The sequence below is a fragment of the Dokdonia sinensis genome (assembly GCF_003688895.1).
Lineage (GTDB): Bacteria > Bacteroidota > Bacteroidia > Flavobacteriales > Flavobacteriaceae > Dokdonia > Dokdonia sinensis.
In genome coordinates, this window is the sequence record NZ_REFV01000008.1 from 55,773 (window position 1) to 67,645 (window position 11,873).

The window sequence follows — 11,873 nt, forward strand, 5'->3', positions numbered from 1 at the left end:
CTATTTGGTCTTTTTTAAAAGTTGAGTTAGTCTCATTTTTATTACCCCAAAGATAGCCTCGGAAATGATACCTGTGCTCATTTTACTTTCTCCTTTTGTGCGATCTGTAAACACAACTGGAACTTCTTTAATTTTAAATTTCTTCAAGTAAGTCTTATATTTCATTTCAATCTGAAATGCATAGCCTACAAATTTTATTCTGTTGAGGTCTATGTGCTCCAATACCTTCCGGCGATAGCATATAAAACCTGCCGTCGTATCGTGTATGGGCATTCCAGTAATAAATTTTACATATTTTGATGCTCCCCACGATAACAATACCCTTCCCATAGGCCAGTTTACAACATTTACTCCAGTAACATATCGCGACCCTATTGATAGATCATAACCCTCTTTTGCGCAAGCATTATATAAACGCATAAGGTCGTTAGGGTTATGTGAAAAATCTGCATCCATCTCAAATATAAATTCATAAGACCTGTCTAATGACCATTTAAAACCAGCGATATAAGCCGTTCCTAAACCTTGTTTTCCACTACGTTCAATTAAAAAAAGTTTTTTTTTGTAATCCTTCTGAAGTTCCTTAACCTTTATTGCCGTTCCATCTGGTGACCCATCATCTACAACTAAAATGTGAAAATCACGTTGCAGCGCATAGATATTACGCACGAGTCGCTCAATATTTTCTATCTCGTTATATGTAGGTATAATGACTACAGCGTCGGCCATAAAACGTGCTTTGAGCAAATGTAACTATTTTCATAAGGGGCTTGCAAAGATTATGCGTTTCAAGGGTTAGAATTATTGTATTTTTAACGTCTTATAAACTGTAGTTCTGGAATCACTCCTTAGACATCACCTCTCACAAGACTGGCTTACAATGATTATCGTAAGCTGTTTTGTTGTACTCGCACTTGCAAAATATTTCTATAATGAGCGCTTTCTTGATTTTATAACCGTATTACAAAATGACCGTTATCTAAATACGGGACTTCGTAAGACCTCAAACTGGCATCCTTTTAATATTCTCGTGACTCTGGTACAGGTATGTACCGTAAGCCTCACGATATTTTTAATTTACTCGTACCTCAATAACAAAATTCCGTCTGAACAGCCATTTATATTCTTACAACTTCTTTTAGGCTACATCATCTTGTTATTTTCTAAAGGTATTTTAGAATATGTGGTAACTTATTTTTTAGGACTAAAAGAACTCTTTGAATCTTATCATTTTAAGAAAATTACTTACCGAAATTTACTTAGTATTGCTCTACTGGTATGTTGTTGCTTCTTCATCTTCAGCAAAAACCCTAACAATACGCTTATATTCATAATTTTAGGCATATCAGGTGTCATAATACTTATTTCTTCCTTCAATATTGCCAGTAAATATCGAGGAGAAATTCTTAGCCATCCGTTTTATTTTATTTTGTATTTTTGCGCACTCGAAATAGCACCCTATTATATTTTATATAAGGTAATTGAACCATAGTAGTGTGCACGAAAATCGAAGCCTATGAAAGTGAAAACTATTTTAGTCTCGCAGCCCAAACCTAAAGTTGAGAACTCACCATACTTTGAACTCGAGCAGCGACAAAAAGTCAAGATAGATTTCATCCCTTTCATTCACGTAGAAGGAGAAAGTGGGAAAGATGTACGGCTCCAGAAAGTTGATCTTAAAGACTACACAGCAATTATCCTCACAAGTCGCAATGCTGTAGACCATTTCTTTAGAATTGCCGAAGAAATGCGCTTTAAAGTGCCAGACACGATGAAGTATTTTTGTCAGAGCGAGGCTGTCGCCTATTACCTACAAAAATATGTTGTTTACAGAAAGAGAAAAATCTATGTAGGTAAACGCACATTTACCGAGATGGCACCCATCATTAAGAAATACAAAAATGAAAAGTACCTACTACCTTCTTCTGATAAGTTAAAACCAGAAGTTCCATTAGTACTAGATAAGTTAGGTGTAAACTGGAAGCAAGCAACCTTTTATAAAACTGTCGTAAGCGACCTATCTCATCTTGAGAATGTTTTTTATGATATACTTGTTTTTTTCAGCCCTAGCGGGATAGAATCTTTATTTCAAAATTTTCCCAATTTTAAACAGAATGACACACGTATTGCTGTTTTTGGAAATACGACAGTAAAGGCCGCAAAAGAAGCTGGGTTAGAAATCAATATTATGGCTCCCACACCAGATACCCCGTCGATGACGATGGCGATCGAAAAATATATAAAAGAAGTGAACAAGAAATAACACCTCTTTTCACAACACATAACCCCGCTTCTCTTCTTGAGAAGCGGGGTTATTCTTTTTTACGCTTTCGCGAAAGCAAAACCACACGTCTTAAAGGCTATGTAAAACCCTCACAAAGTTCTATTAACATCTTGATCTCTATAAATAGCTTGCTCTTATTTTAAAAGAAAAGCTATTGACCTTAACGGAGAAAAATTTAAGGAAATAATGAATGATGATAACTTTACCAGCTTTTATGGCACTTAAGATCGTCTGGAAGATAAACTTAAAACAGCTCCCAAAGGATATGATAGAGATCATAAACACATTGATCTTTTAAACTCTAAGAGCTTTACGGTTTACCACGATCTTACTACTGAAGAGGTAACAAGGTGAAAAATTTATGCAAATCACAGAAAAAGGGTTCAAAATATTACAACCCTTTTTAAATTTTCTCGGTGAAGCGATGGAATAACAAACGGTAACTCAATCCTAACGATTACTCATTTAGACTCCATAAGCTCTTTTACCATTTCCTTAAGCTCCTTAATTTCATTTCCCTGTTGTTCAATAAGTTCGTGCTGTTCTTGAATCGCTTTTATAATGATAGGAATCGTCTCAGTATAATTTATGCTCAACGACTTTGCCTTATCATCTCCTACAGACACGAGTTCTGGCAATAACGCTTGAAGTTCTTGTGCCAAGAAGCCATAATGTGTTTTATTATTATCTTCAAAAATGTAATTATACTCGTATACCCTCAACTTATTAAGCATGTCAGATCCGTGAGAAATGGCTTTAATGTTTTTCTTTAATCGCTTATCTGAAGGTGTAAAGGCGGACACCAAGTAAAGGTTGTTCCAAAAATTTCCGTTTCGGCCTAAGTCTTTTACTTGACTTGCTACTGGATAAAAGGCAAAATCACTAAATATATAATCAGATTGCGCACCGCCACCACTACCAATGCTTATTCCTAAGCCACCATCTACGTCATCATCGTTTGTATGCACACCACGTGTGTACATCCGTCTATAATGACGATCAAAACGACCTAAGTCTAATGCTCCTGTTACAAAAGGGCTTGTAGCATTTACAGATGGCCATAGGGCACTATTTGAAAAACCAAAACGCGTAGTGTTATTAAATCTAATCACAGTTGTGCCGCTTATCGACGAATTATTTACAACAAACGTTCCTCCTCCGCTTACAGGCTCGGTTAGCAATTGCGCATTAAAATTATCATTAGAAATATTAATACCGTCAGAAGATAGTCCAGCCGCATTAATATCCAATTGTTTTGAGGGAGCAGCTGTATTTATTCCAACTTGTGCAAAAATACCGGTAGTAAAAATTAAGGCACAAAATGACAGCCTAATACTTTTTGTAATGTTACTTCTCATAATTTGGGGTAATTTAGTTCAAAATATAAACGAAAAAATGCATTAGGCGGTTTTCTAAATGAAGAAAAAAAGTTCTTCATATTTTTAAAAAAGGAAAAACATACAAATCCTAATCTCATTTATTTACCAATAGTCTACACTTAAAGTAAAAACTTACAAACTGTAGAATTTTGCTTAAGAAAATCGTTCAAGTAAAAATGACAATTAGTTATACTAACAAAGAGAAAAGAGAGCAATTACAACTTTGACGTGACATACAGCAGGTCATAAATAGAAGGTAGACTCAATATCATTGACCATTTTTTTGAGAGCTTAAACTAAAAAATTTTAGTTAGATTTCTATTTCGAAGATTTGAAGTTGCCTTTATTACCCTTATGGAAAAGCGTACCCTTTTCAACCTCGACTAAATAGAATTGTTTTATCAAAATCCCCAACTCTGCAAAAAATAAAAGTAGTACACTACAATTTCATCCATTAAAAAACCCTCTCCAGTAAATGAAAAGGGTTTTAATGTTGACCCACTAGGGCTTACCGCGACTGCGCTCGACATAAACTTCTCGCCCTAGTGTGCACTATGCTTGATTTTCAAATATATTTAAAATAAAAAATCCCGATCTTTTTCAAGATCGGGATTTCGTTGGCCCACTAGGGCTCGAACCTAGACTCTTCGGTACCAAAAACCGACGTGTTGCCAGTTACACCATAGGCCATCCTTGTGTAATGCGGGTGCAAATTTAACCGAATCTTTCTTTTTGCCAAACGTTTTTAGAAAAAAAATCGCATTTAACAAATATTTTTATCACCATAAGCGTTCCCCAAAAAAATATAGTGCAAATCACGCCTAATCCGTAACTTCGCCACATTGCAAAAACAACCCTTATGACAGACTTCAACTTTACGAAGTGGAATAAAATAATAGGATGGGTCGCTTTCTCCATAGCGCTCATCACATTCTCGCTTACCGTAGAGCCCACAGCCAGTTTCTGGGATGCGGGAGAGTACATATCTACATCTTCTAAGCTGGAAATAGGACACCCACCAGGAGCACCGCTCTATCAGATTATGGGCGCTTTTTTCTCAAACTTTGCTCCAGATCCAAAGTATATAGCACTTGCAGTAAACTTTATGTCTGTTATCTCAAGTGCTTTTGCGATTCTTTTTATGTTTTGGTCACTTACGTACCTCATCCGTAGGATGATAGTAAAAAATAAGGAAGTAATCACAGCACAAACCGAAAAAGCCATCCTTGCCAGTGCATTTGTAGGAGCAACAGCTTTTACATTTACAGACAGTTTCTGGTTTAACGCCGTAGAGGCCGAAGTTTATGCAGGCGCCATTTTTATAATGTCCCTTCTCTTTTATCTCGGACTCCTGTGGGAACGCGATATGCACAAGCCTCGCGGTAACCGCTGGTTGATACTTATTTCCTTTGTCGTAGGATTATCTTTTGGGATTCACTTTATGGGACTTTTGACGATTCCAGCCATCGGGTTTCTGTACTATTTTAAAAACACAGAAAAAATTACGGTCAAAAATTTTATCATAGCAAATGTGGTCGTGGTGGCCATCTTGATGTTCATTTTCAAGCTACTACTACCTTATACGCTCTCATTTTTCGGATATCTGGAAGTATTTTTTGTAAACAGTGTTGGGCTACCTTTTAATAGCGGGACCATTATTGCGGGACTGATTCTTATTGCGGTTTTTTATTATGGGATTACGCTTTCGCGAAAGCGGAATTACCCCATCGCAAATACCCTACTCCTCTGTACATTGTACATCTTCATAGGTTTTTCTTCTTGGATGATGTTGCCCATACGTGCAAACGCGGGAACGACCATAAACGAAAATAATCCAAACAACGCTCGTGAGCTTCTCGCCTACTATAACCGCGAGCAGTATCCTGAAACACACCTGTTCTACGGACCTCAATTTACCTCTGACTACGCAGGACTAGATGCTGATAACCCGTACAAAGACGATAAGAAAAAGTACGAGCAGAATAAGCGTACAGGAAAATATGAAGTAGTGAACGAGTGGAAAAACACCGGTCAAAACTTAGATGACTCGCAAAAAGGTTTCTTGCCTAGAATGTGGAGTCCAGAAAATAATGTGAACTATTTACAATATACAGGACCGCTTGCATTTACTATAAAACCGGAGTATGCTAATAATCCTGATTTACAAAATGCTGTTTCCCGTTTTCGAAAAGCTTTTGCAGAGGGACGTGTAGATCTAGAAGGTTATGATGCATTTTTAAAACAATACGGACAGGAATATCTGGATGTAGAGAAACCATCCTTTGGGGCCAATATGGATTTTATGTTCCGTTTTCAGTTTTCTTATATGTACTGGAGGTATTTTGCGTGGAACTTTATAGGCCGTCAGGATGATATACAGGGAACGGGTGATAATTTTCACGGGAACTGGCTTAGTGGGATAGATTTTATAGATAGTATGTTTATAGGTCCTCAAGAGAACTTACCTTCTGATGCGCTTGAAAACAAAGCACGCAACACCTATTATTTCTTACCATTTTTACTAGGACTATTTGGTTTTATATTCCAATTATCAAAGGACAAACGCAATTTCTGGGTAATGCTGGTGTTCTTTCTCTTTACGGGAATTGCCCTAAAAATCTACCTGAACGAGCGACCTTTTGAACCTCGAGAACGAGATTATGCGCTCGTAGGCTCCTTTTACGTTTTTGCGATGTGGATAGGCTTTGGAGCATTTGCGCTCTATGAAAGCTTTAGCGAATTCCTGAGCAGAAAAATTGCACTTCCCATAGTCACCGTACTTTGTTTACTGGCGGGACCTATCCTACTTGCCAGCCAAAACTGGGACGACCACGACCGCTCTGGCCGAAAGACTGCCCTTGCAATGGCGCGTAAATATCTGGATTCGGTCGATGAGAATGCGATACTGTTTACCATAGGTGATAACGATACATTTGCCCTTTGGTACCTTCAAGAGATAGAAGAATACCGCACCGATGTGCGTGTAGTAAACACCAGCCTCTTTAACACAGATTGGTATATAGACCAGATGAAACGTCCGGCCTATGAGAGTGCTCCTATCCCTGGACAATTGCGCCACGACCAGTATGTAACAGGAACTCGCGATGCGATTTGGTATGTACCCGTAAGTGACTCTACAGATATTAAAACGTGGCTTAACTGGGTTGCGAGTGATGACCCGAGAACTAAGGAAGAACTGCGCAACGGACAATCTGTAAGTACTTTCCCAAGTAAAAACATCCGTATTCCTGTAGATAAGGAGTCTGTGATGAAGAACAATATCGTCGCTGTAAAAGATGCAGATAAGGTTGTTCCGTACATCGATATTGAGCTTAAAGGAGATATTCTGTACAAGAACCGTCTCGTGATGCTGGACGTGATTGCAAACAACAATTGGGAACGCCCTATTTACTTTACTGGTGGAAGTTTTGGCGATGATGATTACTTATGGATGAAAGACTTCCTGCAACTGGACGGTGTTTGCTACAAACTTGTACCTATCTATACCCCTGTAGACCCTAGAAATCCTTATGATATGGGTCGTGTAGATTCCGAAAAGATGTATAATATCGTGAAGAATTGGTACTGGGGTAATAGCGGTAGTGACGACATTTATCACGACCGTGAGACCAGAACGAACGGCATCACCTACCGTGGCAATATTGCACGCCTAGTAGAACAACTTTTAAATGACGGCGAACCAGAAAAGGCAAAAGAAATGCTGGATCTTGCTATGGAAAAAATGCCGGTAGATAAATTTGAATTCTACACACTCCTTGAACCTTATATTTCTGGATATTATGAAATAGGAGAAAAAGACACAGCGCGCAAAATATGGACAGATGTAGCCCGCAAGTATCAAGAACAACTCACGTATTTGAGCTCTGTATCAGAAGAACGCCAAATTCAATATGCAGAAGAAATCTATACAAATATTGAGCGTTACCGTGGTCTTCTAGATCTTTTAATCATTAGTGGTGATGAAGACCTCGTCAAGGAAAAAGCAGATGAGTTTAATAACTATCTCAAGCTATTCTCCCTCTTTTACGACGATGAAGACATAGAAGAAATTGAGCGTTCAGAAATGCTAGAAACATTAGAGCAACCTACTATCCCTATCCCGTCAGATACGCTGGGAACGCTAGATACAGCGACAACAAATTAAGATGAACTTCTTCATCCCATTACCTGTACGGGTACCACGATTTATAAAATGGTGGTACCCGTCTTGGTATATTTGGGACAGGAAAACAAATAAAAAAACGGTCTATCTCACCTTTGATGACGGTCCTATTCCAGAAGTGACGGAGTGGGTTTTAGATACGCTTTCGCGAAAGCGTATACCCGCAACATTCTTTTGTATAGGAGATAATGTACGCAAGCACCCCACTATTTTTAAGCGCCTCATCGCCGAAGGTCACAGCATAGGCAACCACACTTTTAATCACCTAAAAGGCTGGCAAACCGAAGATAAAACCTACCTCAAAAACACCCATCTCGCTGACCTGGAAATGCGAAAACACGTTGATATTACTCCCAGTGAACTCGCCACAAACCTCTTTAGACCTCCGTACGGAAAAATAAAGCGTGCTCAAGCCAAAGCGCTTAAGAAATTAGGCTACAAAATCATTATGTATCGCGTGGTCGCTTATGATTGGGAATCAACCATCACACCAGAGCAATGCTTAGAAAATGTAATTAAGAACACGAGAGATGGAGATATTATCGTTTTTCACGACAGTGTTAAGGCCTCTGAAAATATGAAATATGCCTTACCTAAAGTTATTGACCACTTTTTAGAGCACGGATTTACATTTGAGAAACTCTGAAGAAGTCGAAGTTGAACTCGAACCTGAACCTGAACCTGAACCTGAAGGTAGACATGAAATTTTTAAAATTGGAATCAGTCATTTCGACAAAGCGTAGCGCCGAGAAATCGCATTACAGTGAGCAAGTTTGAATGAGCTACTCTTCTTAGCAAGATTCCTGAGCCAGATTATGGGATTTCTCCTATCGTCGAAATGACCACAATTTTGTCATTTCGACAAAGCTTAGCGCCGAGAAATCACATCACAGTGAGCAGGTATGAGTGAACAAGTTTGACTTAGCTAGGTTATGCGATTTCTCCTATCGTCGAAATGTCTATAGCCCGAACCCTGAGCGTAGCCTAAGGGTCGGTTTCATTAGGAAGTATATTCCTGCATAATCCCGATAAGCGTGTTTGCGTCTTGTTCACCGCTCTGGCGCCATTTCATTTCGCCTTTTTGATAAATCATAAGCGTGGGAAGTTGCTTAATGCGTAAGGCTTCGGCGAGTTCGTTATTTTTATCGACGTCTATTTTTATGACTTTTCCTTTGTCACCTACAGCGGCCGCAACGTCTCTTAAGACAGGGTGCATTGCAACAGAATCTTCATTCCACTCCGTATAGAAGTCCAGTAATACGGGGATATTGAGGTCTATAAGTTCGCCAAATTTTGACATAATACTCAGGTTATTAATTAACCGTCAGACGGTTATGTGTATCAAATATAACTTTTTTTCTTCACTAGGCAGTTGCACCGCCTTTTTTGAGTTCGATTACTGTAATCTCTGGCCAGATGCCCACGCGTCCTGGGAATGCGAGATATCCAAAACCTCTATTCACATTAATATATTGTCTAGAATCCTCATAAATTCCTGCCCAGTATTTGTAGCGCCACTTTACAGGGCTCCACTTAAACCAGCCCGGAATCTCAATCCCAAACTGCATCCCGTGGGTGTGACCGCTCAGCGTTAAATGAAAATGATCCGGATGATCCTTAACCTCAAACTCCCAATGTGAAGGGTCGTGGCTCATTAATATCCTAAAGTCGTCTTTGTTTAATCCTGTGATTGCCTTATTTAAATCACCCGCTTTTTTAAAACCGCCTGCACCCCAATTTTCTACACCTACAATGGCCAGTCGCTGTCCGTCTTTTTCGATAAAGCGGTGCTCGTTAAGCAAGAGGTTAAAGCCCATATCCTTTTGTATGGTTTTGAGGTTGTCTAGATTTTCGACCTTGGCCTCAGCGCTTTCCCAATCTACATAATCGCCGTAGTCGTGGTTTCCTAGGACGGAAAATTTACCGTCTTTAGCTTTCAACCTACCAAATGATTCCTTCCATGGCTCCATCTCGCTGGCAAGGTTGTTTACCATATCCCCAGTAAATAGAATGGCATCACTTGCTTGCTCGTTAATAAGGTCTATTGCATAGTCTACTTTTTCCTTGTTATCAAAACTCCCACTATGGATATCGCTTATCTGCGTGATTTTATAGCCGTCAAATGCTTCTGGCAAATCGTCAAAGGTGAGTGTATACTTCAGCACCTTAAAATTGTATCTTCCTACAATCACTCCATAAAGAATAGATGCAAAGGGTATCGAAGCAAGACCCAGCGCGAGCTGACTCACAAACTTTCGGCGTGAGGGAAAATAAAATGAATCACTGTTGCGCTCCTGCCTGCCGGCAGGCAGGTTCGCGAAAGCGGACTTAAAAAACCTGAAAATATCTTCCCCAAACATCGTTGCAATAATGACCAGCTTACAAACGATCAGAATGACGAAAGAGACGATAAAAAACTGAGTAAGCACACTCATATTGCGTCGTCCACCTGTAGAAAACTGATACACCATCCCACCAATTATGAAAACGGTAATTAAAAAGTATAGGATGGTGCCCCACCGGCCTTTTACCATAAACCTAAAGGCTTGAAAGGCATAAATATCTAGGGCGAGAATTATGGCAATAAAAATGAAAAATCTAAGCACGAAAATTATAGTTTTAACAAAAATAAGTCTGTGAGTATTGTAAGCGGGCGGTTTCACGTTTCTTTAACGGTGGCTCGCGGTATTTCTTAGACGTAAAGGTATGGCAATTGTTACGCAACGGCTATTTTTGTAGGGTTATGCTTAAGATTAAGGAGGTACTTTTTCATATTTCGCAACGGTTTACGCTGGGGCCTATTGACCTAGAAATTGCTCAAGGTGAACACGTTGCGCTCATAGGTGAGAGTGGTTGTGGGAAAACGACGTTGCTTCAGTTAATTTACGGACTATACGATTGGGACAGCGGTTCCATAAGCTGGAACGGTCAAGAGGTTACGGGACCTAAGGAAAACCTTATCCCTGGGATGCCGTATATGAAGTATCTTGCGCAAGATTTTGATCTGATGCCATTTACCTCGGTGGCGGAGAATGTGAATAAATTCTTGTCCCGATTACAACCTGAGGCTAGTTTGCAACGCACGGACGAGTTGCTGGAGGTGGTGGAGATGACCGCTCTTGCAAAAGCTAAGGTAAAAACCCTCTCTGGCGGTCAGAAGCAACGTGTCGCCCTCGCACAGACCCTAGCTCGCGAACCTGAACTTCTCCTGCTGGACGAACCTTTTTCACACATAGACAACTTCAGAAAAAACAAGCTCCGTCGGAGGTTATTTGACTACCTAAAAAAACAAAATATCACCTGCATCGTCGCCACCCACGATAGTACGGACGTGCTGGCCTATATGGACAGAACTATCGCAATGCGTGGCGGAAAAATAATTGCTCACGACAAAACGGATGTGCTTTACAATAATCCTCCATCATATTATGTTGGATCTCTCTTTGACGATATCAACGAGTTGCCTCGATCTTGGTTTTATGAGCATTTTGAGGGCGACGAGACTGTGTTGCTCTATCCACATCAGATTGCCGTTGTAGAAAATGGGATTTCGCTTACTGTAACTGATATTTATTTTATGGGGTCTCATTATCTTATTGTGGGAAATGCAGACGACAGGACTGTTCTTTTTAATGCTCAGAAATCTTATCCTTTACAGACCGTTTTGCATATTGGGTTGAAGGGGTAGGTTTGAGTTTAGGCTGGAATTGAGCAGTTGTTAACATCCCATACTAGCCTTTACTTTGACAGGTGATTTTTTAGGTATTGGCAAATACAGCAAAAAACCTTTTCATTATGCCTTCCTCTCGCAAAAGGTCGTAGGAGGCAAGAAGTGGTGACTTTTTCTGAAATAAGCCAATTTCCACTCCCTTTAGGGCGGGAAAAATGGAAATTGGCGACTGGCAAACTAGCAAATATTGAAAAAATCGCTTCCAACCACTTCCCTAACTCAAAAGTCTACTTCCCTCATTGGCTGTTTTTGTGAGTGGTGTTGATGTCTAGTTTTGAACACATCAACACCAACCAA

At 39.6% G+C, this 11,873-nt stretch carries 10 protein-coding genes and 1 tRNA gene; 6 read left to right on the plus strand and 5 right to left on the minus strand.

The window, feature by feature from the left end:
- Positions 1-729, minus strand: coding sequence for a polyprenol monophosphomannose synthase (locus EAX61_RS09495; protein WP_121917454.1), 729 nt, complete (start codon positions 727-729; stop codon positions 1-3).
- A gap of 151 nt (positions 730-880) precedes the next feature.
- Here EAX61_RS09495 and EAX61_RS09500 point away from each other — a divergent pair, with 151 nt between their 5' ends.
- The 3 genes from EAX61_RS09500 (at position 881) to EAX61_RS16750 (ending at position 2,638) form a co-directional block, all read left to right on the plus strand.
- On the plus strand, positions 881-1,492 hold the full coding sequence (locus EAX61_RS09500) for a DUF4271 domain-containing protein (protein WP_121917455.1): 612 nt from the start codon (positions 881-883) through the stop codon (positions 1,490-1,492).
- A gap of 24 nt (positions 1,493-1,516) precedes the next feature.
- The gene (locus EAX61_RS09505; protein ID WP_121917456.1) at positions 1,517-2,263 is read left to right on the plus strand and encodes a uroporphyrinogen-III synthase; all 747 of its coding nucleotides are present in this window, start codon (positions 1,517-1,519) and stop codon (positions 2,261-2,263) included.
- A 252-nt stretch (positions 2,264-2,515) separates the two neighbouring features.
- The gene (locus tag EAX61_RS16750) at positions 2,516-2,638 is read left to right on the plus strand and encodes a DUF2461 family protein (protein ID WP_121917536.1); all 123 of its coding nucleotides are present in this window, start codon (positions 2,516-2,518) and stop codon (positions 2,636-2,638) included.
- Positions 2,639-2,745: 107 nt separating this feature from the next.
- Here EAX61_RS16750 and EAX61_RS09515 read toward each other — a convergent pair whose 3' ends face one another.
- Together EAX61_RS09515 and EAX61_RS09520 are read right to left on the minus strand one after the other, a co-directional pair.
- Complete coding sequence (locus EAX61_RS09515) at positions 2,746-3,642, minus strand: tail fiber domain-containing protein (RefSeq protein WP_121917457.1); 897 nt, start codon at positions 3,640-3,642, stop codon at positions 2,746-2,748.
- Positions 3,643-4,280: 638 nt separating this feature from the next.
- Positions 4,281-4,353, minus strand: a tRNA-Gln gene (locus tag EAX61_RS09520).
- A gap of 169 nt (positions 4,354-4,522) precedes the next feature.
- Between EAX61_RS09520 and EAX61_RS09525 the strand changes: the two genes are divergently transcribed.
- Both EAX61_RS09525 and EAX61_RS09530 read left to right on the plus strand, forming a co-directional pair.
- Positions 4,523-7,828, plus strand: a complete 3,306-nt coding sequence (locus tag EAX61_RS09525) for a glycosyltransferase family 117 protein (protein ID WP_121917458.1) — start codon at positions 4,523-4,525, stop codon at positions 7,826-7,828.
- Between the two features lies 1 nt (position 7,829).
- Positions 7,830-8,492, plus strand: a complete 663-nt coding sequence (locus EAX61_RS09530; protein ID WP_121917459.1) for a polysaccharide deacetylase family protein — start codon at positions 7,830-7,832, stop codon at positions 8,490-8,492.
- A gap of 354 nt (positions 8,493-8,846) precedes the next feature.
- Here EAX61_RS09530 and EAX61_RS09535 read toward each other — a convergent pair whose 3' ends face one another.
- Both EAX61_RS09535 and EAX61_RS09540 read right to left on the minus strand, forming a co-directional pair.
- Complete coding sequence (locus EAX61_RS09535) at positions 8,847-9,146, minus strand: thioredoxin family protein (RefSeq protein WP_121917460.1); 300 nt, start codon at positions 9,144-9,146, stop codon at positions 8,847-8,849.
- Between the two features lie 64 nt (positions 9,147-9,210).
- On the minus strand, positions 9,211-10,452 hold the full coding sequence (locus EAX61_RS09540) for a metallophosphoesterase (RefSeq protein ID WP_121917461.1): 1,242 nt from the start codon (positions 10,450-10,452) through the stop codon (positions 9,211-9,213).
- Between the two features lie 137 nt (positions 10,453-10,589).
- Between EAX61_RS09540 and EAX61_RS09545 the strand changes: the two genes are divergently transcribed.
- Complete coding sequence (locus EAX61_RS09545; protein ID WP_121917462.1) at positions 10,590-11,534, plus strand: ABC transporter ATP-binding protein; 945 nt, start codon at positions 10,590-10,592, stop codon at positions 11,532-11,534.
- The last annotated feature ends 339 nt before the right edge of the window (positions 11,535-11,873 follow it).

Bases quoted from the DNA above. Each gene is read 5' to 3' on its own strand.
- EAX61_RS09495 (WP_121917454.1), bottom strand. From the start codon at position 729: ATGGCCGACGCTGTAGTCATTATACCTACATATAACGAGATAGAAAAT.
- EAX61_RS09500 (WP_121917455.1), top strand. From the start codon at position 881: ATGATTATCGTAAGCTGTTTTGTTGTACTCGCACTTGCAAAATATTTC.
- EAX61_RS09505 (WP_121917456.1), top strand. From the start codon at position 1,517: ATGAAAGTGAAAACTATTTTAGTCTCGCAGCCCAAACCTAAAGTTGAG.
- EAX61_RS09515 (WP_121917457.1), bottom strand. From the start codon at position 3,642: ATGAGAAGTAACATTACAAAAAGTATTAGGCTGTCATTTTGTGCCTTA.
- EAX61_RS09525 (WP_121917458.1), top strand. From the start codon at position 4,523: ATGACAGACTTCAACTTTACGAAGTGGAATAAAATAATAGGATGGGTC.
- EAX61_RS09530 (WP_121917459.1), top strand. From the start codon at position 7,830: ATGAACTTCTTCATCCCATTACCTGTACGGGTACCACGATTTATAAAA.
- EAX61_RS09535 (WP_121917460.1), bottom strand. From the start codon at position 9,146: ATGTCAAAATTTGGCGAACTTATAGACCTCAATATCCCCGTATTACTG.
- EAX61_RS09545 (WP_121917462.1), top strand. From the start codon at position 10,590: ATGCTTAAGATTAAGGAGGTACTTTTTCATATTTCGCAACGGTTTACG.